Raw genomic sequence first — 24599 nt, 5'->3', positions numbered from 1 at the left:
CTGGAGAACAGTTCTCACACCTCCTAAGCCCTCGGTGGTTTCTCCGGCGGCAGCAGACCCGACCCGTCCTCGAGGCACTTCACCCGGAGGCAGCGTATTCCAGTGGAACCTTTTTCGAGTTTCTGGAGATGTCGCCATTGAAGGAGAGGGTCCGGGCAACTCTCAGTGAGGTGGCGCACGCAGCCGACGAATTTGGGCGGACGACGGTCAGTGGGCGAAGGCTCGCTGCCAGCCTCGGAATCAGGGAAGCAACTGTCAGCAGCCACTTAAGCAAGGCGCGCGCGGCTGGCTTTCTAATAACCAAATATCGCTTCAATAACTCCCCGGTTCAGCAACTAGCTTGGCCAGGGAGCGGAATACATCCCCCTCAACCTGGCGTATCCCCCTTAACTCAGCGGCAGTGGAGCGACGCGGAGGTGGCATGGTGGAACTCGCTGCATACTTGCCGTCCGATACCTCCCCCATGGGGTTCAGGTGAACCCCCGTTCTAAAAAACCGCAATCTAAATAAGGCGAGCAAAGCGATGCCTAGGCGAAAAGAGTTTCTAGGTTACAAGCCAAGACCTCCGCCGGAGGGCTCCGGTTTAAGTGCACGACAGCAGGCCCAAGCAGGGCCTGGGATCCAATCAAACCCAACATGGGTGCTTCAAAAGGAGCACCTCACAACGAGCCTCAGGCTCATACCGAAAGTGACCATGGCACCAACTACGACAACGGCTACAACAACCGAGCCGGAACTGCTAACCACCACAAATGCTCCAATCGATGACTGGCTGAGCCCATCCCTACAAAGGTTCTTCGCCAAGACGCAAGGTGACTGGGATACAGGGTGCTGGAACTGGACCGCGGCCAAAGACAGGGACAACTACCCTCGTTTCTGGAGACATGGTACGAACATGAAGGCGCATAGGTGGATTTACGAGTCGCTCATGGGACCGATTCCGAAAGGACTTGAACTGGACCACGTTTGCGTGAATGCGAAGTGCGTTGCTCCAAATCATTTGGAACCTGTTACTAAGGCGGAGAACCAACGAAGGAAACTCTTCCGCAAGGCTGAAGCCGCGGCAGGTCGACCGGTGCGGATAAAGACGGGCGCCACTGCTGTTCAGGAAATCACATTGGCCTTTGCTCTGGGCTTACCCATTGGCGGCGTCCTCGTTCTGCCTGCCCGCGCAGGGGCACGGGCTGCGAGGTCGACCAGTCCTGCGCCCTTTGATACCCTGCCGATGTCCCGGCTGATACAAAGAGACGCCGGGTAAAGGCAAGCCACGGCCGGAGTCAAAGTTCCAGTACCGAACGGAAGATCGGACTCTGGTCGTGGCCATCAGGCGTCAGCTCGGTAACCGAGCGAATGTATTTCATCCGAGCTTGGCGAGATGTTGCCACCACGACGCGGGCCGCTTTGCGCTCCAGTCGCACAATCGGGGCTGTGCTGTTCACAGCAAAGCTGACTATCCACCCCGAGGTGTTATGTTGACGCACTTGCGGTTTGTAGCCCAAGGAGCGAGCTACAAAGACGAAACCATCCACGATTCGCCGGTTAGTATTCGTAAATCCGGCACGGCCGGCTTTGTCGATGTGTCCGTCCGAGTCCATGAGCCCTTGCAAGAGGGCCCGTCGCTGGTGGGTGCCCGCGTGTAAATACAGATCTGGGATGTGCTTGTTCTTAATGACACCCACACTTTTCAGGCGTTCATGTAGGGACATGAGCGTGGGTAGGTGCTTGGCCTTGCCGTTCGTGCATCGTCGGCAAATCGGATGCCCCGCCTTGCTAAAGCGGGGATTGTCCGTTCTGTCATGGCCCTTTGGGCAAAGCTCAGGCCGCCTCCGGATGTTCAGCATCATCATGTTCTGCCAATAGTGCGCTTCCCCCAGGTCCTCGTAAGCTCGTAGGGTCTTGATCAGCTCTGCTCGGAGATGTTCGTAGTCCTGCATTCCAACGCAAATGTTGCCGTTCGCGGACTGGCCATCTCCCAGCCAATATCCGAAGACATAAGGATCGACCGGAAGATCAACGGGCACCGAGGGTTGGGCGAGCAGCCGAACGCAGGCCCTGCGTGGTAAGTGCAGCGCCAAGGCCTCGGTTCTTACCGCCTTGGTCTCAAAAGCGTCGCCGTGGCCATTGCGAACGCTAATCATCCACACAGCCGCCGGATCAGCGATGACTTCACTATTGTCGTCAAAGACAACTATTAGTGCGCCTGTGGTAGCGGAATGTGAATGCACCGCTCCGGATACTCTTGTTGTCACCTTTGCCTCACGGCCTACTAGTTGTATGTATCACTAGTAGAGCAGACAAGGCTGACATTCTCCGTTGACATGGACAAATGCCTACCCGCCCCCACCAATCCAGCCCGGAGCAGTCGCTTCGGTGGGAAGAGCGGCGAAGGGAAGTTGGCGCCAGGATTCGCGAGCTAAGGCTGGGACAAAACCTATCTCAGGAGGCCTTAGCGCTGGAGTCGGGCCTAAGTAGGAACATGATCATTGGAATCGAGTGGGGACGAAAAAGCGTCGCGTACGAACGGCTTTGGGACATTGCAGCTGTGCTTGACGTCCCTGTGGACCAGCTCCTGGTTTCCGCGCAGTCCGAGACTCGGCCGGAACCATACCGCGGCGGCCGCAGGCCAATGGGCGGATAAGATACTTGCCGGGCGATGATGCCGTCCTTGTGCGCTCGACGGCGTTGCGCTTCTACTTCATCGGCGTCATCCGCCTACTTGTTATCGAGATGTTTGGGTGGTAGGTATGCACTACTGCTCGAAGACGATCGGTGAGGTGGTTCCGTCGATGCCCAGCGAAGATGCCCTTCCCCAAGCGGACAGTTCTGAGCTCACAGAATTGCCAAGTGAAGTGGTTCCGGACCCTCCCGTGGTTTTACCGGACTCAGCAACATCGTTAAAAATTGGCATCTTTGGCGCCTTCTCAGCTTTGGTCGCCGCCTCAAGTGTTTCCGTCATACTGTCCGGTGACCAGCCAATCACGTGGGCCACTATTGTCCTGGTCGTTGTGGGCTTCGGCGGACTTTTTTTGTCTTGGCTAGCTTGGCGGTCCGGCGGCTTTGAAAACATAAAAAAGCTTCGAGCAGTTAGTCTTGTCCACAGTACCTATACGCGCATAATGTCTTGGCTGCATTCTCTGGGAAAAGCCGCAATTACGATAGCTACAATCCTTGCATTCCTTAAAGTTGGGACCATTGTCACCGGACAGCCTGACACCGATCCGGATGATTTATTGTCGAAGGTCGCTTGGTATGGATTCCTTGGCGGATTCGCGCTCGTTCTCATAACTAGCCGCAGAAAAGAAGCGACAGTTATGGGACGGATGACAGAACTACAGGAGTCACTGGACTTAGGCAAGTCCGCAATCGACAACGCTTTTCGTGGCCTAGCTGCGGCTCACCGTCAACTTGAAACCGTGCGCAGGGATATAGAGCGCAAGTCGCGGTCCCTCAAGGAAAAAATGAGCCAGAATGCCAAGTTGGCCCGCGCCCTGGAAACTGACCCTGAGAAGGTTAAGGAGTTGCAGGCTGTGGGACGAAAGTCCAACGGAATCAACATTCTCGTGACGGTTGTTATGACTCTTATTGGATTCCTACTAGGCCTTATTGGATCCGCCGCTCACTGGGATAAAGTGATAGCTCAGTTCCTTGGCATCGATTCCTAAGCGCCCCTCACTAAATAGATTGCTCAATCTCATGTTCGCTTACATGTTGCGTCGGTCTTGCTACAGAAACCTTGGAACCCGTACGCAATCAAAGGCGCTAACCACCACCGGGGATGGAGCATGCTCGCCGAGGGGGTACCCCCACCCCTGTAGTAGGTAACATTGCCCGTAGTCCTCCAGGCTGCCAGACGCGCGGCATCCACAAGCTTGTGCCATCAGGCATCGGCGCGGGCACAGCGCCATGACCACCAGCAAAGCATAGAGCGGAACCACGTTGGCAACGGCGGGAGTGTCGCGGTCGGAGTTTATGACGCTGCAACCGGCGCCTGTACTGTTTCCCTGTGGAAAAGTCAGCTGCCCAGCCAGCACAGAAGCTACGCCTACGATGGGTCTTCGGCCTTATAAGCCTGGGCCTGGTCATCACCGTGTTGGCGTTCGGAGGACCCTTTATCCCCGGGCTCGGTGAGAACGCTGTGGCTGTGTGGCAATCAATCCTGACGAACTTCGGCGTCGGGCTGATCTCCGCGGCAGTACTGCTCCTGTTTGAACCAAGGTTTCGGAGAGTCGTTACCGATACCTTCAATACGGCTACAGCCGGAGTGAAAGCAGAAGTCCAGGAGGCCTATCGCGCCGACTTAGACGAACGCTTAGGGCCGCTTTCCGAGCGAATTGACGCCCTATATGACGCCAAACTGTCGGAACAACATGCGTTGGCTACAGATTTGGCGAACGATTTTACTCACGATCGAGTCAGCCACACGCTTCGAGAAGCAGACAAGGCAGCTGCCCTCTTTGGTAGGTCACTGAGGGTTCAAGCCGAGAACGAGCCAGGGAAACTTCACGTAAGTCTAGAGCTTAGAACGTACTACCGTCCTGACGCATGGTTCAGGCAGCAACGTCATGGAGCCGTTGAAGAACCGGATGAAGACCTCATGGTTGTCGCACATACACAAGGCGGAAAGCACTCATCGGAAGTAACGTGGGAACCCGGTGCTGACTTCTCCACCGTTGCGATCGAGTTAGCAACGGAGTTGAATGCAAAGCGGGCACGGCGCCTTGCTCAGAAGATCGACTGGGAATCTGTAATCAACCGCTTCGAGAACGGCATCAAGGTAGCCTTGGATGCAAGTCACGGGACTGCCGGCGCCTTGAATATAGACGGTGCATTGGTAGAAGTAGCTGGACCAGATTCGGCACCTTGGTATCTCACAGATGCTGGCTTGTACTACCCCGCGAGGGATTGGTCTTTGAAGAGTGCGTCCTTTGTTACCGCTGACACTGGCCGGGAAAGCGGGAGTCCTAGCTTTCCCGATTTAGATAAGCCATCCTGGGCGGACCCTAAAGAGTGGGAGTACATGATCTCCCGCGCTAGATCTCATAACGACATCTGGTAAGAGCAACCTTGCCCTTAGCCGCAAACCCGTCATCATAGCCTCGTGGTGACCCACGACAAGTCGTCGACCGGATCACAGTGGAGGATACTTTTTGAGACGCCTGTGATGTCCCTATTTGACATCCTCAGTGCCCGACTATCCTGCTGCACGGCCTGCTGCCGGGTACTCAAGTCGATATGGAAGCGTTTGTCTCCGCAAATAGCACCTCATCAATCGGAATCGATCTCGCACTATGGAACGTAGACGTGGGCTTCCGCGTCACGCCGCCTACAAGCTCAGAGATTGCTTCGGGCCAGCAGAGTAAAGATCTTAGTGACTACTGCACTTCCTTTTCTGGGATTTCAGACGGGTGCAGAAGGAGCATCTCGTCTGAGATCTCAACGGTGGGTGCCGTGATGAATACACTATCGATCTCCGTAGTTTCCCGGACATGCGAAGTAGCAGTTATGTAATCGCGGCTTCTTAGCGGCGTGAACTCAGTTTCTGGGGGTGTTCCCGCGTACTGCTCCTGTAGTGCACCATTGACCGCGTCATCACAAACAACACAAGGTGAACCCTTGTCCCATTTGGGTGGTTGCGCCGATATAGACGTAACTCCAACAGCGATGTTCTGGTAGTTCCACGCACCAGGGGTGTCAGCGGTCATTTCGTAGTAGTACTGATGATGCGCGCCCACGGCGCCGCCGACCTTGCTCGGGCCGCCGCCCGCGACAGCCCACGCCGTAACGAATGTATCTTTTCCAAGGGTTATGGTGCCCCCAGGAACCTCGATTGGAGGAGAATCGACTCCGTCTTTCATTACAACACCGTACGCAGCTACTATGCCGGATCGATCCACAAACGCTTGGACGTATGCATTGTCCAGGATGAAGACGAACCGAGTGTGGCTACCGATTTCTTCACGCATTGCGGGACCATGAGGAATCTTTTCTTTGAAGGTCTCATATACTTCACCAGCAGTCAGAGTGCCTATGATCCGCTGGTCGAATTGGGGTTGCCGTTGATCCCAAGCCTTGTCAAACCGCCAGCCGACGACTAGGTCGAGAAACGTCAGTATCGCCAGTAACCCACTGAGCCCGGCTGCCGCCTTCCCCCAACCGGTTTTGATGAATGCCCACCAGTGCTTATGGGTCGTACTGACCGGCGTTTCACTCTGACCCCCGACTCCATGGACGGGTGATGAGTCCGCGATGCTTGAATCGCGACCGTTAGGGGTTACGGTTCCCAATTTCGGAGCCGATTCAGTGTCAGAAGCCCCGTTTGAGCTCCTTGACGGCATGGTGCGCCCCTGCGGCTGTGGCGCCCTTTTCTTGGGCTTGGTGGACCTTCGCCGGTTAGACCTCTCCACCGCCCCCGCCCTCCATGGCGTTGTGCAAGCAACCCACACGCTTAGGCAAGCTGTGGGACGACAATTCTTGTCCTACTTGCCTGGACACGTTACCTCCGGTTTATGAAGAGCACGGGTTTTGGGCGACTTCTTGCTGGTGGCCTTATCGTACGCTGAGGCTTCTAATTAAAGTATTAGGTTTTCCCTAACTCGTCGGGTGGGACCATGGCCAGAGAGCTATGGAGCTTGCGGTGTTGTGCCAGTGGATTCAATTCATGGCTGCCTTCTCAACGTCCACCAGCGACATGAGCGGGCTCAGCTGCTGGTTGAAGCCTCACGGCGGTTGCTGCTTCCTGAAGAAAGTATTGGCGGGCTGGAGGTTGATGCCGATCGTGTCAGGCGAGCTGAAGCTGGTGCAAAGTGCATTCTCTACGGCCTTTAAGCGGCGGCTGAATGTCGACTGGTCGAATGAGGGACAGAAACGGCAGCAACCAAATAATCCAGACCCAGGCCTTGGTGCGGACGCATTGACTTATCGGGCTGGGGTCGAGCCGGTTGCTCTATTGAAGGCCACGCATAAGATGGTCGACATTAAAGCCTTTGCCCGACTCGGAAGATCCTCGCCACAGGTCTTCCGCATCCAGCTCTCTTTGTTCAGACACCATGTCCAGGAACCTCGCCGCACGGTCGTAGCCAGGATAAACGTCGTCTGGGTCGCTCTGCATCGACGCGTATTCGATCATGCTCTCTAGGTCATTTGAGAAATTTCCTTCATAAGGACCTTCAATGCCCTCCCACAACTCCAATTCGCCTCTGACCATGTAGTCCATAGCTTCAATGATTAGAGCCTCTAGGCTGCGACTGTCGGGACTTGACAATGTCTCAACGTGAGAAAGAGCTGACCTGGCCTCGTCCCAAGAGAACGCACTTTCTGTTACAAGGTCAATCAGCTGCTGAACCAGCATTTCATGCAAATTGTAAGCGTCCGGGAACTGCTCTAGCTGTCCTAGTAAAGCCACTGCCTCACCAAAGCAGTCCAGGGTGAGGAGGCCGACCTTGCTCCCGGAGTCGCGAAGCAACGCAGCCGTGAGATCCAAGGCGATAAGGGTCTGCGCATCGGTGTCAACAACACTCCAAAGCTTGGCCAACCTTCGGAATCTTTCGCCCCGGTCAATCTCTTTAAGCTCGCTAAGAGGATCACTGTGCCCAATTAGGCGGCGGTACGCGTCGAACACTTTAGGTTGAAGGACCACTTTCCATGAAGATTTAGCCGCCTCCGCTGCGCCAAAGTTGGCACGGTAACTAAATAAGCGGTGGATACCTTCGACATGGCTGAACGAAGGCGTCCTATTCAGTAACCCGCCGAGCATCCGGGGCCTCTCCCGTAGTCGGCCAGCCATATAGTCGTCAATAGATGGGTTGGCACTCGAAATGATTGGAGTGTCAGAAGGTCCTCCCACCGTAAGGAAGTCACCCTCCAAGACGGCCAAGTATCTTTCAAACCTGTCTTCAGAGGTCGGTTCATGCCCAGTGTCTAGGGCGTCCGTCCAAATATCCCTTAGTTGCGATAGACCCACTTGAGCGCCGATGGTGGCGAAAACATCAAGAACCCCACGGGGTTCATCAGGCAGCTGGCGGGCAATGGCGTGATCCCACAACTCCGCTGGGTTATCCAAATTACGTAACATGATCTGCGGTGCCGTAAGTGCATGCTCGTTGCGCTCACGGGAGTAGCGCTCAAGACTCAGGCTCACGAGACGAGGACTGTAATTCTTGTGGTCCAAGATGGGCCAGTAGACGTCACGCTCGGAAAAGAGCGCCTTCTCGGCGGGCTCTAGCTGGCTCGCCCAAACGTGGTTATACAAGATCAAGGACCGAGACCGTAGATCCAGATCCTCCAGCTCCAGGAGACACTCAGCAAGCTTCAGAGCCGGCTTAGAGAGCCGATCGTAGATGACTCGAGCTTGACCGAGGATGTAACCTCGTGTGGTCATTATGAAGCACTTGTCGCCGGCAGCGTGAACTCTCTCCGCGAAGCCGGGAATATCCTCGTCCTCATTTCGTTCGATTAGGTCACCTCGAGCCGACCGTCCGAGGAAGTCGTCAAAGACGAATACCTGTTTCTTGCCCTCTTGCCAGAGCTTCAGAGCCTCTGAGATCCGGCCCGTGACTTGGATCGCCTCGTAGCCGAGAGCCACAAGTTCAGCACAAAGGATATGCGCGAGCGTGGTCTTTCCGATTCCAGGCGGACCAGTGATCAGACAAACACGCTGCTGGCGAAGAATGTCCTGGGCTCGCGCTAGTGCTGGTGTGTCGACAAATGTACTGAGCTGGCTCTTAATCCTCCGCATCAAATCTGCAGACCTCAGGGCAACGTCTTGATTTAGCACGGATTGGAGCACGCTGCTGTTCGACAGCCAGAGTCGGAGATGGGCCCTCACAGCGTCCGGATGCGTATCGAGAAAATACTCAATCTGCTGTCGCCCGTAGATGTCGCTCTCACGAGTGACAAAAGGGGCTAGGTCCGACTTGAGTAAGGACTTGTTGGCCCGCGTTAATCCTGCAGAAGTGAAGATGACATACCGCTGCGGCTTCAGTTCACGCACCTTGGGGAGTTCCACGTTCTTAAACTGGCTTCGAAGCGAACCGATCTTCGCAGCGGGCGTGTGCTTGCACTGGACGATGAGTTGACCGGCATCGCCGCTCCATGCGTGCCGAAGGTCTATGCCTCCGTCACGGCCGGCCTTATAGATCTCAAGATCGACTCCCAGAGTTTCATCAAGCACAGTTTTCGCTAGGGACTCGAAGTCAAACGCCGTAAGCGCTTCAAGGTTGTGGGACATACCTGCCTTCGCAGTCACGTGCCTGCGACGACGACCCTCCGGCCGACAGCAAACTGAAACTAAGATGATAATGACGCATAAGGGCACCGCTAATCGCGTAGAGCCGCAATGACAGTCCTAAGATCATCGCAAACGAGCCGTGCTTCTATGTGCTTCGCAACAGAAACCGCATCCGTTTTGAGGGAGGCCAGAATATTTTTCCCTCGTGCCTCAAGATACGTGCTCGCGGCATTTGACTTTGTAAATTCTTCATTGATGAAGATCCCTTGCCTCACTTGAAGCTCCTTGCTCACCTGGTCTTCAGACAACCCAGTGGTACCGGCAATGGCAGAAGGAAGCAAGAGATAAGATTCGATATGGCGCCTCCGCCACTTAAGGGCTGTGAATCCCGGAACGGACTTTGAGTCCTTATCCTCAAGGTTGGGGCCGACAGTTCCAACTTCCCCTTCGTCACGATCGCGCAGACTTATGGCTTCAATACCTGGAACATCCTCAATCAGCGCGCGCCAAAGCATCTTTCTTTCGCGTTGTCCATGAGTAGTCCTCCACGGAACCCATTCAGAAGAGAGCGGGGTTCCTAGGACTTCTGCGAGGATTCTCAGAACGGCCAGGTCACTGGTTCCCTCGTGGAAGAAGACCTTTTTCGTTTGCCTGATCCGGTCGATGTGGGGCGCATAATCAGATCCGATGCCCTCAAGCATGCCCACCTTTTGGAAGTCCCCGGTCAGGTAGCGAGGTGTCCTGCCCGGACGAAACTCCATGATTCGTTCAGCGGAGGCATTACGCAAAATCTCGCTTGAATGCGTTGCTATGAAGACCTGCTTATGGGATCCAGCAACGATGAGACCCAACCGCCTGACAAGCTCCTTCTGTAGCTTAGGGTGCAGGTGAGCATCCGGCTCATCTAAGAGGAGGACATCAACGTCTTCATTAGTGGCAAGGGCAAAGACACTTAGCCACTGAAGGAAACCGCTGCCTTCCACCATGAGGTCGCGCTTGGTGAAGTTCGGATACGCGGTGAGGATGTGGCCGTTGACCGTACCCTTGGTCACGAAGACTTGGATATAAGAGTGATACTCCTCCCGGAATTCGCCTACCGTTAGTTCCGCGCCGAAAACCTCTCTCAGCGAGTGCTGAAGCACCTCCCAAGGGTCATTGCGTCTTAGCTCCTCCAAATCTTTAGGCTTGATACGGGGTTTTCGCACACTGCCTGTAAGTGCTGCTGCCGCCAAAAGTTCCGCTCGCTTTCGAACGTTCGCTTGGTACATGTCGAGCAGCAAGTTTCGTAGAACGGCTCCGGCGAGGCCCTCCCCGATCCGGCGCCTTCTCACGGCTCCATTTATTCGCCCTTCTCGTGACGTGATACCAGCGAAGGGCGGAAGGTAGGCCATTCGCGGCGTCCGATCCATAGCAGTTAGGTTCGAAGTTTCAATGCGTACGAACAGGCGGTCATTAGCCAAGGACAACCCAAAAGTAAGGTGCTTCTTGCCGAGCCCGGTGATCCACTCACAACCGATTTTAAGTGTGTACCCGTCCTGCCCAACGTCCTTCTGCTGCGGCTTGAGGTTCGTCCACATGTGCTTAAGGGTAGGTATATTGATGGGCGAAAATTCGTCATCACCGAGCCCAAATCCTTGGAATCCAACGCGATCACTGGTCAGTCCCTCGGGCCCCCTCTCCATAAGGGTGGCAAGACGACAAAACTCCCATACTGCCAAGGCCTGCAAGACCGATGACTTTCCTGAATTATTCCCTCCGGCCATGAGAGTAATTTCCGGGCTCATACTAACTTGCACATCTTTGAACTGCTTGAACTTTCGGAGCGTCACGCTCTCGATAGGGAGCAGGAGCGTTTCCCGATCTAGATTCTCCTCTTCGACCTGGGCGAAAAGGGCATCAAGATCGAAGTCAGGTTCGGTGGCCGTGTAACTTATGGACACATCCGCATCTCCGTCGTGGGACTCGATCGGAAACCCTCGCTCTTCACTCCTCAGATCAGACTCCGTGTGCCCCATAGCCGAACTTCGCCTTTCCAGTTGCCAACAAGCCTCGATTGCCGACTCACATTCTATGCAGCTAACTGTGGCCTCCTAGGACTAAGGGAGGATAGCAACTCTGGTTACCGTAGTAGTGCTCGGTCTGGCTACTCGGAGTCTTCGGAACTGTTGGTCGCGAGCAACAGGACGTCTATGGTCGCGCCAAGAACCTGCCCATGACCAACTAGAGTGCGCCAGGCTTTTCTCCACTGATGAATACTCATCGTTTCGCGGTGTGCCGCAGGAATCCGGAAGTCGCGGTTCACATCCCACCAATACGGCACAAGTCTTCCAAGCTCGGCCCGGCTAGGCCCAGTTTCGTGGATGTGCATCCCGATGGCTTTTGCGAGCTGGGTACCCTTCCCTTCAAGGCCCTGTTCGACGCCATCAATCAGGGTCCCCAGCATGATGTGGCGGCCATTGTTTACGTCTGGGAATCGCTCAAGTACTGGAGTTGCTAAAGCGTCATACATAACGACTTCCAAGGCGGCGCAAAGCCCCACGACGGCTGATGAGTAGTCCGCCGTCTGACCAAGGGTGAAGCCAACATGTTCGGATGTGGCAAGCATATTTTGAGTGGACGAATTTAACGCCGCCCACCGGCGTTCTCCCAGTGCCATCTCCACACGCGCTTTCGACGCATCCAGTCCAGGACCGAGTGTAACTTCGACGCATCTAAGTTCCTGAAGCCTGGATAAGATAACGGCTTCAAAAGGCGAATCTTCCTTGGTCAACCGCTGCTCGCGGTTCTTCGGTTGTGGGGAGACATAGCCAATTTGTTCAAGGATGCAGTCAACGAGCGGCTGCATAGTTTGCTTGCCCGCTTCCGGGCGCAAAGGATCCAGCGGAATGGCGAAGAGCTTTCCATTGTCATGGGTGTCATAAGTGTCCACGACCGGGTCTTGTGTGGACGGCGCGTAATAGGTGACTGCACCTAACGCCTGCGCAGAAAGTTCATAGTTCTCGAAATATCCCAGTATCTTGTAGAGCTCTTCCGTGGGAACCGTTTCTCGCTGCCGCAACTTCGGGTCAATGATTGCAAGACGAACCTCTCCACTTGGGCTCGTAGCCTTAGCCACTAAATCTGGAACCCCTCCCAAGTCCCTCGTGCCCCCAGTCCTGCGCTTCCAGCGCGGCCTGCGCTCGCCATTTGTTATGGTCTGCACTGAACGCTGGAAGACCAGTTCCAGTCTTCCTCCAGGCCTGTCCCAAGTGAACATAATGCCGTCTTGGCTCCACCCGGCCCGAACTTCAGGTTTCGCTAAGAACAAGGCATCGGCTATGCATTCCGCTGTGAGATTAGCGCACCAAAGCTCAAATAGGCGGGTGTCAAAAGAAGACCCATAGTGGAGCCAGTCGCGGTTGCCTTCTTCAGGAAGTGTGCCTTCGGCAAAGCACTTGGTCCAATCGACGAGACGGCGGTAGGCGTCGGGAGAAGCTACTTCGCCGCGCCGCAGGCGAGAACCAACTGTGCGGGTAAGAGCCTGCAAGTCGCCGGATCTCCTGATGCTGCTAACGGAAGCCCTGCATGCACTGAAGAGCGGTAGAACCATGAGTCGATTCATCGCGAGACTTAGCCTAATGGCCTCTCTCTTTTCGGGACTCCCAGCAGGAACACGAGCAATCCGCGCAGCCTCTCTAACCTCCCGTACTAGCCAGGATACGGCGAAGGTCGCGAGGCGATTCTCGGGCGTGACCTGCCCACGCTCCACGTTCAATACAGGGAATACAGCTGCTTCAGTTAGAAGGCCTCTGGAAAGTGCGTACTCGTTGACATCAAGCTGTCCAACGACAGCCCCAACACTTTCCCCCTTGCTGAGTTGATACCGGAAATTTGGTCGAGCAACCACACCTTGCAGAATGTCTTCCAGTTCCCGCCCCATTGCCAGAGCGACGCGAAGCCGAACACCTGCGATGCCTTTGTCGAGTCCGCGATCTGTCTCGGGAGCCGAGGTGAAAATTGCGGCACGTCGCAATTGAGTCTGCCCGGACACGAAGTAGGAAGCCACCAACGGCAAAGCCCCTCGTGCCGCTGCATCTCTCGCCTCCGGCGAGAAATAGCCAGCAGAGGTTTCGGCACCCTGTTGCAGCTCTTCTCCGATCACGTCAAACCGGCCGCGGCGCTAGACAGCCAGGCCAGCATCAAGCAATAACAGATCGGACAAGGCAGAAGCAGAAAGGGGAAGTTCTAGCTCTCGCATCAAATCATTCAGTCGCTGACCCTGCTGCGCATAAACATTCGACATCTGAGGAACGATGCCATCCGCTATCGCTAAGTCGAGTGCGGAGGGGACGGTTGTCGTGCCTCCGGCTACTGCTAGAAGCATCATCCTCATCACATCTACGATTTGGGCAGTTCCCAAGGGGAGTCCAGGCTCGCCTGCCCTGCTAGAACGAAGCTCATCCACAAGTTGCTGGAAACGCTGCATGCCCAGAGTCACGACTGACAGCATTTGCTCCGCAGGCTGCAAGGAAAGGGCGTGGCCATAGGTCCGGGCGAGCCAGTCGTAAGCGTTGCTAAAAGCAGCCATCAACTCATCGGTGACCGGCGCAGCATCCGTTCCTCTCAGGCTTACAACGCCCACTGTTACGAAGCGGAACCGCCTCTTGAGGCCTTGAGAAAGCGAGTTGACGTACGACGTATCCAAATCATTCATCGCAGCGATTATTCGGAAGCGCCCGGGTACCCACAACTGCTGGCTCCGCGGATCTTGCTCAAACCAAAGGTCAATGGGCGAGCGATCTAGGTGTCCGGCGTCAGTGGATGAAAGAACCGTGTAGAGCGAGCCGATGGCCTTGTCGATGTCGGCCCGATTAAACTCATCGATGAATAGCCACGTCGCCTGTTTTTGGGCTTGCGTAGCCGAGATGTCCTCAGCGTTGTCGTCGGAGCTAATTTTGCCCTGAACATCGTTGCGAACCACGTTCGCGCAACGGAGGATGGCTTCTGTAACCTTGCCGTAGACGGGCATGAGCCCACCAGCGGCATTGGGTCGAAAACCACCAATGACATGGAAGGGCGACCAATCACTAGTCGCAGTGGACTCCCGCAGTTCGATGTGAAAGGCGTCTCCAAGGGCCCTGGCCAGGGTTGTCTTGCCCGTGCCAGGCGGGCCTTGGAGCACTAGGTGCCCACCAAGAAGGGCAATGACGCATCGCCGAACCAGGTTTTCTGCATCGGGCAGTAATACGTGACGTTGCTCAAGCGTTTCCAAGGCCCTCTTGGCTATGGCTTCCACGTCAGCCTCACGGAGCGGTCGTTCCACCGAGTCCCTTGTCCACAGGAGGTCGTCGAGTGAGCCCTCGTCTTCAAGCTCCTCAGCGACGTCAACGCTAAGTCCTCCGCGGACGTGGCGCCGCGCCTCGTCCAAATCAAGCGCGAGTGCCTGGATGATCTCGTCCGCCTGAACTTTATGCTCAGAAAATGCGTTCAGCTCGGAAAAACTGGCGGGAATGTCATCTGAGTAGAGGACACTAAGATCCGTTCCCTGGGTCGGGAATTGCTCATCGAACCAGATCACGACATCCTGCAGGGTAGCGGCTTGCTGGTACTCGTGGTGTCTGCTGAGCCATGCAGCAAGCGCAACCTTCGGCACCTTCCGGGTGCCAGTGCTGAGCAGGGCGCTCCCCGCATTCTCCCTCAGCGCGAACTTCTCGCGCTTTCTTTTCTCTGGGCTGCTGTCGTCTACAAATGCGGCCCGAGCTTCAGAGTCGCGGGTCCTCTGGCGCTGCAGAGTAGATCCAGCGTAGTCAGACCTAACCAACTGCGGGGGCACCTTCTCATTCCAAACACCAACGTAGGGCCTGGCACCGTTCGTAACGCGGAAACACTCCAACAGGGCGTTCTCCTGGCCGCTTCCAAATGGAAGTAAGTCCGTAGGGCTGGCGCCGGCCGTTGACGCTTCACGCAGCAACGCGGGGACGCTGATTATCGTCAGGGGGTGGCACCCCCGCAGTTCATTTGCAGAAGCGTTGAGAAGTTCGAGGCTCACGTAAGGCACGTGGACAGGGTATCAACGTATTCAAACGTGCCTACAAAGCGGCGGCAATCCCCGCTGCGAAAGCAGGATTAAGCTCAATCCCTAAAGCATCTCGACCTTCGTCCAAGGCTACGTCCATCGTCGTCCCACCGCCTACAAAGGGGTCCAAGACTAGGCCTCCCTCCGGGCAACCGGCAGAGATAGCCCTTCGCACAAGGTCGCGCGGGTAAGGTGCGTAGTGCGTGCCTCTTGCCAGAGATTTACGTTCCGGCTCAATGAACCAAACGTCTTCCTCACCAGCAAGCCCTTCCCTGTTGAAGAAGTATCGCGGACTCTTGCTGAGGAGAAATATGTGCTCGAACTTTCTCCAGGGCCGATCCTTCGCCGTAGGTTCAGGTATGGCAGAGTTACGAACCCAAATGATGTCGCTTCGCAGAGTCCATCCAGCGTTCTGCAGTGCGAGTACGGTACGCCAAGGCATGCCGATCAATGACTTTCGCGGTAATCCTAGTCCTGGGCCGTCGACAGCCCGCAATTGGGACATGCGCCGACTCTTATGCTTCTTGTCTTCGCCGTGCGGCCGACCCTTGGCGCTGTAGTACGTGTCACCCAAGTTGAGAAACACCGTGCCGCTGGCCTTAAGTGCGGGTTTCAAAGCCTCGAAAGTTTGGACTATGTTGGCCACGAACCCATCGATAGACGGCTCCATACCGAATTGGCCATCAACGTCATAGTCACGCTGCCAAAAGTATGGGGGTGAGGTTACAACGCAATCGACGGACTCCGGTTCCAACTCCGGCAACACCGTATGGCAGTCGCCGTTATATAGGGTCCACTTCTGCAGACCGCGGTGGCCGGTAGCAAACGGTGCCAGCTCCGATTGTTCGGGTACAGCCTGTGCCATATAAGTCCTCATGAAAGTTCTATCGACGGCGAATACGCCGCTGGGTCTTGTCTCAGTGTAAGACATCTCCGACGGTTTGTCTGATCACGACGCTCCAACTCCCGAGATACCTTTGTCGAATGGAAGATGTTCAATTTCTTGCTGGCGCAGCCGAGGTCGGGGAGGTACTCGGCGTAAATTCAAATACTGTCAACACGTGGAAGGTCAGGTCCGTGGGATTCCCCAAGCCCGTCGTTCTCCTGCGAGGCGGCGCCCTTTGGGACATTCGAGATGTGGTGGCATGGGCGGACTCCTCAGGCCGCCCAGTCCTCAATCGCGACTACAGGGCGCGTCGGCCAGCATGATCCTTCGGCCGCCTTCGGTCCCGACTATTGGCACGCTCCCTCCTTTTCAGCTTCATGAACAGAAACTTAACAGGGGGCCCTGACAATCATTCGAACGCCGACCGACAACCCGGCGGAACCGGTTCATGGAGCATCCGCCAACTACAACTTGTCTATCCAGGTGTCTTCTTCCCGGTCGTCCCAAGCGCTGCCGCCCGCAGGACGACCTGCTGCCCGCAAACGCTGGTCAATGCGGTGAAGTATCCGTCGTACCTCGTCTGCACGCACGTCCCGCACTGATGCAACTTCGCGGAAGACGCACGACTCGATGATGGACTTCCGTTCGGCTTGGTCCATCACTCCCGCCCGGGCGAATGCGTCGCGGATTTGCGCCACCTGATGATCGCGAATGGGGAAGTCTTTTCGTTCCGGCACGTGAAGATCAGCACTCGTCTCGTGCCCGAACTCAAACAACTGTTCACTCATCCTGCCAGCCAACTCCTCATCTCGAGCTCCAAAATCCTAACTCACGTCCTCATGGCGGAAGGTACACACGGCTCTCGCCTCGGCGCCGGCACGGCCTTGATCATGCATCCCATGCCTTACAACAGCCAGCCTGCAGAGCCACACTTGCGCTACTCAGCGGCACCCCAAGCGTGCCCAGCACATGTGCCTCGTCTACCAAGGCGGTACCAGAGGTGCGCTTCAGAATCAGCCGGAACTCGTCTGATTCAGGACGAATCCCCCAGGCCTGAGTCCGACGAAAAAACCCCGCCGCTCCCTTGCAACTACAGGGAACAGCGGGGTTCTAGCTGGTGGCTCCGACCGGCGTCGATCCGGTGACCTTTCGATTTTCAGTCGAACGCTCTACCAACTGAGCTACAGAGCCTAGGTGACTAGTCACCATGACAGCCGGAATCTCTTCCAACAATCAGAGCGACCCTGACGGGACTTGAACCCGCGACCTCCGCCGTGACAGGGCGGCGCGCTAACCAACTGCGCTACAGGGCCTTGCGTTTCTTGCTTCAGCAGTATCTCTACCGCTTTTTTCAAGGCTTCCAGCCTACCAGACATTTTCAGTCTGCTTGACCAGTTCCTTGCGTACCCCCAACGGGATTCGAACCCGTGCCGCCGCCGTGAAAGGGCGGTGTCCTAGGCCGCTAGACGATGGGGGCCAGAACCCGTTCGGAACAAAATAAAAGGCGTCAAGCAAGGCTTTCCGTCTTTGTCCTTTGCGTTTCTCCGAACTGGACTCTAAAACTATAGGGCCTAGTCAGGAATTATCCAAAATCGGCGAAAAACACCGCCACGGAGCGGGCGGAACGGGTGAAGATGGACGGATGGATGCCGTAGCAGCACTCAACGAGATCGCCTTCTGGCTGGAGCGCGGACGCGCTGCCACCTTCAAGGTCCAGGCATTCCGCAAGGCGGCGGCGGCCATCAGCCCGCTGCCGCCGGAGGAAGTGGCCGCGCGCGCCGTGAACGGCCGGCTGAAGTCCATGAAGGGCATCGGCGACCGGACCTACCAGGTGATCCGCCAGGCCGTGGAGGGCCAGGTTCCGGATTACCTGGCGGATCTCCGGGAGAAGGGTGCCCGGCCGCTGGCCTCCGGGGGCGCAGGGCTGCGGAAGATGTTGCGGGGTGACCTGCACAGCCACAGTGAATGGTCCGACGGCGGCTCCCCCATTGAGCTGATGGTGGCAGCCGCCGGCGTGCTGGGAAGGGAATACCTCGCACTGACCGACCACTCCCCCAACCTCACCATTGCGAACGGGCTTTCCGCCGAACGCCTGCTCCAGCAGCTGGATGTGGTGGATGCGGTCAACGCCGGGCCCCCTCCGGGCGGCGACGGCACGCCGGGCACGCCGGTCCGGCTGCTGGCAGGCATCGAGGTGGACATCCTGGAATCGGGGGAACTGGACCAGGAGCCGGAACTGCTGGACCGCCTGGACATTGTGGTGGCCAGCGTCCATTCGAAGCTTCGCGCTGACAGCAGGACCATGACCCGCCGCATGCTCGGCGGTATCCAGGACCCGCACACCAACGTCCTGGGCCACTGCACCGGGCGCCTGGTGGAGGGGTCCCGCGGTACGCGGCCGCCGTCGGACTTCGATGCCAAGGAGGTGTTCGCCGCCTGCGCCGAACACAACGTGGCGGTGGAGATCAATTCCCGGCCCGAACGCCAGGACCCGCCCGATGCGCTGATCCAGCTCGCCCTCGACGCCGGCTGCCTGTTCTCGATCGACAGCGACGCGCATGCACCCGGCCAGCTCGACTTCCTGCAGTACGGCGCCGAGCGCGCGGAGAAGAACGCCGTTCCCGCCGACCGGATCATCACCACCTGGCCCCTGGAACGCCTGCTGGAATGGGCGGCGCCGCGCTGAACCTGCCGGGGCACGGGCTGCCACTACGTCCCGCGTCGCGGCCCGGGACGGCACCCGGGAACGTCCCCTGGAACTTTTTGGCAGGAACTTGCGCAGACGTGGCCGATATCCGCCAGTCAGCTGCCCTTGCCCCCGGATAGATTTGCTGCATGCCTCCAACCAGCCCGGCCAAGCCGACAGCCCCCGCACCAGCCCAGACCGCTGCAACCCCGGTCAGGGCCCTTGGCGTGGCAGCGATGGTGGTCACCGTGGTCCTCTGGGCGTCGGCCTTCGTGGGGATCCGGGCGATCGGCCCCCACTTCTCCCCCGGCTCCCTGACGCTGGGCAGGCTGGCGATCGCCGCCGTCGTGCTCTCCCTGCTGGTCCTGCCGCAGCTGCTGAAGACCCGGCTCCTGCCAAGGGGCCGGGAATGGTGGCCGATCCTGGCCTACGGGGTGATGTGGTTCGGCGGGTACAACGTGGCGCTGAACGCCGCCGAACACGTGCTTGACGCGGGCACCAGCGCCCTGCTGATCAACGTCAACCCCATCCTGGTGGCCATCATGGCCGGCATCTTCCTCAAGGAGGGCTTCCCGCGGTGGCTCATCATCGGCAGCCTGGTTGCCTTTGCCGGCGTGGCGCTGATCGCCTTCGGATCAGCCCAGTCTTCCGGGCCGGGGGAACGGCCGACGACGGACGTGGCGGGCGTGCTGCTGTGCCTCCTTGCCGCCGTGCTCGCCGCCGTGAGCGTCATCGTCCAGAAGCCTGTGCTGCGCAAATTTCCGGCCGCGCAGGCCACCTGGTTCGGGATCCTGGTGGGTGCGCTCTGCTGCCTGCCCTTTGCGGGTCAGCTGGCCAGCGAAGTGCAGGCCGCCCCGCCGCAGGCAACGTGGGGACTCGTCTACCTGGGGATCTTCCCCACGGCGATCGCATTCACCACCTGGGCGTACGCGCTTTCGCTGGTGGACGCCGGGAAGCTGGCCGCCACCACGTACCTGGTTCCCGGGACCACCATCCTGATCTCCTTGCTGCTGCTGGGTGAGGTCCCCGCATTCCTCGGCCTGGCTGGCGGCCTGGTTTGCCTGGTGGGAGTGGCACTGACCCGGCGCAGGAGCCGGAATCCGCGGGGAGCCGGGGCGGCCGGTTCCCGCTAGAGTCGGAGTATGCCAGCCAGCCTGCCGCCGGGCCTGCCAATTGTTCCTGCCGGCCCCAGCGAGCCCCTTCGCTTCACCATGTCCGAGGACGAATTCGAGGCTGCCGTCCAGGACGCCCTGGACAGCATCCCGGACAAGCTGGCCCGCGCCATGGACAACGTGGCGGTGTTCATCGAGGACGACTATGTGCCGAAGCCCGGGGAGGATGCGGACACCGTCCTGCTGGGACTCTACGAGGGCGTGCCCCTGACCGAGCGGGACTCCTGGTGGGACGCCGGGTCCCTGCCGGACAGGATCACGATCTTCCGGGAGCCCATCCTGGACATCTGCGCATCCCGGGAGGACGTCATCCACGAAGTGGCCGTGACGGTGGTGCATGAGATAGCCCACCACTTCGGCATTGATGACGACCGGCTGCACGAGCTCGGCTGGGGCTAGCCTTGTAGGCATGGGACACGACCACAGCCACACCCACGGCATCACAGCAACAGGCCGGCACCGGAAGCGGCTTGTTGCCGTCCTTGCCATCACTCTGGCCGTGGTCCTGGTCCAGGTTGCCGGCGCGGTCCTCTCCGGCTCGCTGTCCCTGCTCGCCGACGCTGGCCACATGCTCTCCGACGCAGCGGGCGTAACGATCGCCCTGCTGGCTGCGTGGATTGCGGGCCGGCCCGCCAGCGACCAAAGAACCTACGGGTACCAGCGCGCCGAGGTACTGGCAGCGCTGGCAAATGCCCTGATCCTGATTGTGATCTCCGTGGTCATCTTCAGCGAGGCAATCCGCCGGATCGGTGCGGCGCCTGAAGTCCAGACGGACATCATGCTGTTCGCCGCCGTCCTCGGCGCCGCCGCAAACGTGGCCTCCCTGGTGATCCTGCGCGGAGCACACCAGGAGAGCCTGAACGTGCGGGGCGCCTACCTGGAGGTCCTGGGCGACCTCCTCGGTTCCTTCGCCGTCATTGCCGCGGCCGTGGTGATCATGGTGACCGGCTTCCAGGCGGCGGACACCATCGCCTCCGTCCTGATCGCCCTGATGATCCTGCCCCGGGCGTGGAGCCTGCTCCGCGACGTGGTGGATGTGCTGCTGGAGGCCACCCCCAAGGGCGTGGAAGTGCAGATGATCCGGGAGCACATCCTCTCCGTGGAGGGCGTCACGGACGTGCATGACATCCACATCTGGACCATCACCTCCGGTGTCCCCGTCTTCTCCGCGCACGTGGTGGTGAAGGACGGCGTGCTCAACGCCCGCGGCGCCGACCAGTTGCTGGACAAGCTGATCACGTGCCTGGGTTCGCACTTCGATACGGACCACTGCACATTCCAGCTGGAGCCCGCGAGCCACTCTGAACATGAGGCCCACCAGCACGCCTGAGGACGCGTTCGGGCCGGGGTTCCTGGCCCTGCTTAGCTCAAAACGTCCTTGGTGACGAAACGCCCGTAAGCCAAGGCACCGAACATGGCAACGTATCCCGCCTGCAGCAGCGCATTGCTGGCGAACGAGTCCCACAGCACGGGCTGGCGGAGCAGGTCGCCGAAGCCCAGCCAGTAGTGGCTGAACAGCCACGGGTGAAGCCACTCAAGCTGCGGCAGCTGGTCGAGGACCTGGGAAACCACCGAGAGCACCACCGTGGCAGCCATGGCGCCCACCGGCACCACGGTCAAGGTGGAGAGGAATAGCCCTATGGCGGACAGCCCGGCCAGGGAGACGGCCAGGTACGCCGAGATCAGGAGGAGCCGGAGCACGGCCTCCGGCGGCTGGATAACATCCCCTGACAGCAGGGTCACCGGGCCCACGGGGAAAAGGGCTGCACCGATGGCGGCCCCGGCGATGGCAACAGTGAGCGGTGCGGCCAGGCAGAACGCCAGGGCGCCTGCGTATTTCACCAGGAGCAGCCGGACCCGGCCCGCCGGCGCCACCAGCAGGTACCGGAGCGTTCCCAGGTTGGCCTCGCCCGCGATGGTGTCACCCGCCACCACGCCCACCGTCAGCGGCAGGAACAGCGGGACGGAGACCAGCATTGCGGTGAACGCGACGAACAGGCCGTTCTGCGTGATCCGGTCCAGGAAGGCCGGGCCGCGCCCAGGCGGAACCGCCGAGGAGACCCTCACAGCCACCGCAATCAGCACCGGAATGGCGGCCAGCGCGAGCAGCAGCGCCCAGGTCCGGCGCCGCCGGAACAGGACCGCGATCTCGGACAGCAGGAGGGACATCCCGGCTCCCCGCGGCCCTGCCACGGCCGCCATGCCCTCCGCCTTCGGCTTCACGCTACTGGGCAACGTCGAACCCCTCCCCCGTCAGTTCAACAAACCGGTCTTCGAGGCTCTCCCGTTCCACCGCGAAACCGCGGACGCGGACCCCTGCCTTGACGAGCTCCGCCACGATGTCTTCCGGGGCGGGATGCGGGGCAGCGGCCTCCGGTGGCAATCCCGGCTTCGCCAGTGCCGCCACCACCACTTCCCCGTCCGGTTGGTGGGCTCCTGCTTCCGGCGACAGCCCCAGCGTTGCCAGGACCGCCGACGCCGGGCCGGGGTCCGGGGTGAGCAGGCGCAGGCGCGAGCTCCCGGACCGCCGCAGTTCGGCGAGCGGGCCTTGCGCCACCAGCCGGCCGGCGCTCATGACGGCCGCGTGCGTGCAGATCTGTTCAACCTCGGCGAGCAAGTGGCTGGAAACAAAGATGGTGGTCCCGTCTGCCGCCAGGGACCGGACCAGGTTCCGCACTTCACGGGTGCCCTGCGGGTCCAGGCCGTTTGTGGGTTCGTCCAGCACCAGCAGTTCGCGGGGGGACAGGAGGGCGTTGGCGATGCCCAGCCGTTGCTTCATGCCGAGCGAGTACGCGTGGACGCGCTTGCCGGCGGCGTGGCCAAGCCCTACCCGTTCCAGTGCCAGGCCCACCCGTTCCCGGCGCGTGGCGGGATCCGCGTGCCGGCCGGCGGAGTCGAGCCGCTGGAGGTTCGCAGTCCCCGAAAGGAATGGATAAAAGGCAGGCCCCTCCACGAGCGCCCCCACCCGTGGCAGGACATCCTGGAAGCTGCCGGGCATGTCCCGGCCCAGCAGCCTGACGGTCCCGGCTGAGGCGGCCGCGAGGCCCAGCAGCATCCGGATGGTGGTGGTCTTCCCCGAGCCGTTGGGGCCCAGGAACCCGAAAACTGCCCCGGACGGCACCGCGAGGTCCAGGCTGTCCACGGCCACCTGCTGCCCGAAGCGCTTGGTCAGGCCCTGCGTTTCGATGGTCAGGCCGTACGTCCGTTGTCCCGGAACCCCCGCGGGTTCCGTCACGGGGCGGAGGATGCGGCTTGCAGCCTGTCCGCGGGGACCATCCCCGCAAAGACACGGCCGTCGTCGGTCAGCAGGACGTTGAAGAGTGCGCTGGAGAGCAGCCGTCCGCCAGGAACGACGACGGCGGCCTGGCCCAGCAGCGGATTCTGCGCCAGCGCGGTGCTGAGCTTTGCCCCGGCTCCGGTTTCCGCCGGCAGTTCCACGACGGTTTCCCAGCCGCTTCCGGCCAGGTAGGAGCCGGCCTTGTCCTTGATGCCGGCCGCACGCTGGTCCGGGTCGGTGTCCGCCTCCGGGTAGCCGGAAGACCCTTGGCCCGTGGCCTGATGTGATGGATGCTGGAACTGCAGCTCTTCAACCGCGCTGCCAGGCGGCGGCACGAAATTGAAGAGTGCGGCATCCGGCGCATCAAGCGACAGGCTGGTGAAGCGCGTCCTGAAGGCAGGCTCTCCTGCCCCGCGTGCCGTCACCTCCACGGAGAGGGGCATGCCCGTTTCCCCATCGACGGCGATGGAGATCATGCCCACCAGCGTGTTGCCGGTACGCGGCTCGAGCACCAGGTTATAGGCGGCGCGCCCGGCAACCTGGACGTCCGGGCCAACAGACACAGCAGTTGAGCTGTCTGCCGCGGCGAGGAACTTCGCGGCGAGGTCCTGGGGCGTGGGCGGAACCATGCTGCTATCAGGACCGGTGCCGTCGGGGCTGGTGCTTTCAGGGCTGGTGCCATGCAGTGCCGGGCCCTCCAGCGGGAGGTCGCGGGCGTGGGCCGGGAGCGTCAGGTGCGCTGTTGAGTTGTCCTTGGACGAGTAGAACCAGACATCGTTGTCCCGCCGGATGACGTCCCGCTCGGCGAACCTGTCCACCACCTGAATGCGGACCTTGGACTTGCCGTCCATGAAAATCCTCGCCGTGTGCTCACCGGTGAGCATCTCGATGGCGGATGCGGCGGGGTCATCCGATGCGGGACCGGAACCAGGACCCGTTGCCGGCAGTTCCGGCAACCCCAGTTCGGAGGCCTGCTCAACAGTGCCCGAGAACGTGTGGGTCTTGTGGCCGGCCAGCAGGGCAAGAACATCGGCCGGGGTCTTGTCCGCCAGGGCGTCTCCGGCGCGTGCAGGGATGGATCCCACCAGCACGCCGGCGGCGATCACTGCCGGGGCGGCAACGGCAGGAACCCACCGCAGCCACGCGCGGTTCCGGCGCTGAGTCGCAGCCCCCGTTCTGTGGGGCCCGCCCTTATTCGGATCGTTCATTGTCCGGCCGTCTCCTTGATGGGAGTCCATAGCTCAAGGGTACGCCTCGGTGCGGCTCCCCACACCTGCCTGCGGAACCGTCCGGGGCA

19 protein-coding genes and 3 tRNA genes are annotated in these 24599 nt (G+C 59.4%); 8 read left to right on the top strand and 14 right to left on the bottom strand.

Translation table 11 applies throughout. The features are described 5' to 3' along the window. The first annotated feature begins 523 nt into the window (after window positions 1-523). On the top strand, window positions 524-1258 hold the full coding sequence (locus ABRP28_RS18445; protein ID WP_374152890.1) for an HNH endonuclease signature motif containing protein: 735 nt from the start codon (window positions 524-526) through the stop codon (window positions 1256-1258). Window positions 1259-1277: 19 nt separating this feature from the next. On the opposite strand, the gene ABRP28_RS18440 is transcribed toward ABRP28_RS18445, so the two are convergent. Further along, a complete protein-coding gene (locus ABRP28_RS18440) occupies window positions 1278-2138 on the bottom strand; it encodes an LAGLIDADG family homing endonuclease (RefSeq protein ID WP_350000919.1) in 861 nt (286 codons plus the stop codon). 188 nt (window positions 2139-2326) lie between these two features. On the opposite strand from ABRP28_RS18440, the gene ABRP28_RS18435 reads away from it, so the two are divergent. From ABRP28_RS18435 to ABRP28_RS18425, 3 genes are all read left to right on the top strand, one after another. Then, complete coding sequence (locus ABRP28_RS18435) at window positions 2327-2638, top strand: helix-turn-helix transcriptional regulator (RefSeq protein ID WP_350000920.1); 312 nt, start codon at window positions 2327-2329, stop codon at window positions 2636-2638. Between the two features lie 148 nt (window positions 2639-2786). Continuing rightward, window positions 2787-3662, top strand: a complete 876-nt coding sequence (locus tag ABRP28_RS18430; protein ID WP_350000921.1) for a hypothetical protein — start codon at window positions 2787-2789, stop codon at window positions 3660-3662. A 479-nt stretch (window positions 3663-4141) separates the two neighbouring features. Continuing rightward, window positions 4142-5056 carry a hypothetical protein gene (locus tag ABRP28_RS18425; protein WP_374152889.1) on the top strand — a complete coding sequence of 305 codons (915 nt, stop codon included), beginning with the start codon at window positions 4142-4144 and terminating at the stop codon, window positions 5054-5056. Window positions 5057-5372: 316 nt separating this feature from the next. Here ABRP28_RS18425 and ABRP28_RS18420 read toward each other — a convergent pair whose 3' ends face one another. The 10 genes from ABRP28_RS18420 to ABRP28_RS18375 form a co-directional block, all read right to left on the bottom strand. Beyond that, the gene (locus ABRP28_RS18420) at window positions 5373-5963 is read right to left on the bottom strand and encodes a hypothetical protein (protein ID WP_350000923.1); all 591 of its coding nucleotides are present in this window, start codon (window positions 5961-5963) and stop codon (window positions 5373-5375) included. A gap of 980 nt (window positions 5964-6943) precedes the next feature. After that, window positions 6944-9226, bottom strand: coding sequence for a restriction endonuclease (locus tag ABRP28_RS18415; protein WP_350000924.1), 2283 nt, complete (start codon window positions 9224-9226; stop codon window positions 6944-6946). Between the two features lie 89 nt (window positions 9227-9315). Beyond that, complete coding sequence (locus ABRP28_RS18410) at window positions 9316-11166, bottom strand: AAA family ATPase (RefSeq protein ID WP_374152888.1); 1851 nt, start codon at window positions 11164-11166, stop codon at window positions 9316-9318. Window positions 11167-11369: 203 nt separating this feature from the next. Continuing rightward, the gene (locus ABRP28_RS18405; RefSeq protein ID WP_350000927.1) at window positions 11370-13367 is read right to left on the bottom strand and encodes a hypothetical protein; all 1998 of its coding nucleotides are present in this window, start codon (window positions 13365-13367) and stop codon (window positions 11370-11372) included. A gap of 18 nt (window positions 13368-13385) precedes the next feature. Continuing rightward, window positions 13386-14783 carry an AAA family ATPase gene (locus ABRP28_RS18400; protein WP_374152887.1) on the bottom strand — a complete coding sequence of 466 codons (1398 nt, stop codon included), beginning with the start codon at window positions 14781-14783 and terminating at the stop codon, window positions 13386-13388. Window positions 14784-15294: 511 nt separating this feature from the next. After that, entirely contained in the window at window positions 15295-16146 is an 852-nt protein-coding gene (locus ABRP28_RS18395) for a site-specific DNA-methyltransferase (protein WP_374152886.1), read from the bottom strand. A 485-nt stretch (window positions 16147-16631) separates the two neighbouring features. After that, window positions 16632-16955 (bottom strand): hypothetical protein, encoded by a 324-nt coding sequence (locus tag ABRP28_RS18390; protein WP_350000932.1) that lies wholly within the window; start codon window positions 16953-16955, stop codon window positions 16632-16634. 327 nt (window positions 16956-17282) lie between these two features. Next, window positions 17283-17358: transfer RNA gene (locus ABRP28_RS18385), tRNA-Phe, on the bottom strand. Window positions 17359-17406: 48 nt separating this feature from the next. Further along, window positions 17407-17480, bottom strand: a tRNA-Asp gene (locus ABRP28_RS18380). 91 nt (window positions 17481-17571) lie between these two features. Further along, a tRNA-Glu gene (locus ABRP28_RS18375) sits at window positions 17572-17644 on the bottom strand. A gap of 165 nt (window positions 17645-17809) precedes the next feature. Between ABRP28_RS18375 and ABRP28_RS18370 the strand changes: the two genes are divergently transcribed. From ABRP28_RS18370 to ABRP28_RS18355, 4 genes are all read left to right on the top strand, one after another. Next, window positions 17810-18853 (top strand): PHP domain-containing protein, encoded by a 1044-nt coding sequence (locus tag ABRP28_RS18370; RefSeq protein WP_350000934.1) that lies wholly within the window; start codon window positions 17810-17812, stop codon window positions 18851-18853. A 149-nt stretch (window positions 18854-19002) separates the two neighbouring features. Beyond that, window positions 19003-19986 carry a DMT family transporter gene (locus tag ABRP28_RS18365; RefSeq protein ID WP_350000936.1) on the top strand — a complete coding sequence of 328 codons (984 nt, stop codon included), beginning with the start codon at window positions 19003-19005 and terminating at the stop codon, window positions 19984-19986. Between the two features lie 9 nt (window positions 19987-19995). Further along, on the top strand, window positions 19996-20424 hold the full coding sequence (locus ABRP28_RS18360; RefSeq protein WP_350000937.1) for a metallopeptidase family protein: 429 nt from the start codon (window positions 19996-19998) through the stop codon (window positions 20422-20424). 10 nt (window positions 20425-20434) lie between these two features. After that, on the top strand, window positions 20435-21355 hold the full coding sequence (locus tag ABRP28_RS18355) for a cation diffusion facilitator family transporter (RefSeq protein ID WP_350000939.1): 921 nt from the start codon (window positions 20435-20437) through the stop codon (window positions 21353-21355). Window positions 21356-21387: 32 nt separating this feature from the next. On the opposite strand, the gene ABRP28_RS18350 is transcribed toward ABRP28_RS18355, so the two are convergent. Genes ABRP28_RS18350 through ABRP28_RS18340 form a run of 3 tightly spaced genes read right to left on the bottom strand, consistent with a single transcriptional unit; the run spans window position 21388 to window position 24510 of the window. Beyond that, complete coding sequence (locus tag ABRP28_RS18350) at window positions 21388-22227, bottom strand: ABC transporter permease (protein ID WP_350000941.1); 840 nt, start codon at window positions 22225-22227, stop codon at window positions 21388-21390. Between the two features lie 22 nt (window positions 22228-22249). Continuing rightward, complete coding sequence (locus ABRP28_RS18345) at window positions 22250-23260, bottom strand: ABC transporter ATP-binding protein (protein WP_350000942.1); 1011 nt, start codon at window positions 23258-23260, stop codon at window positions 22250-22252. After that, window positions 23257-24510, bottom strand: coding sequence for a hypothetical protein (locus tag ABRP28_RS18340; protein WP_350000944.1), 1254 nt, complete (start codon window positions 24508-24510; stop codon window positions 23257-23259). The genes ABRP28_RS18345 and ABRP28_RS18340 overlap by 4 nt, the downstream gene beginning before the upstream one ends. Between the last annotated feature and the right edge of the window lie 89 nt (window positions 24511-24599).

Source organism: Pseudarthrobacter sp. WHRI 8279, assembly GCF_040224115.2.
In the GTDB taxonomy this organism is placed as follows: domain Bacteria; phylum Actinomycetota; class Actinomycetes; order Actinomycetales; family Micrococcaceae; genus Arthrobacter.
The sequence above is the reverse complement of the archived record's forward strand: the minus strand, read 5'-3'. Positions and strand labels throughout refer to the sequence as shown.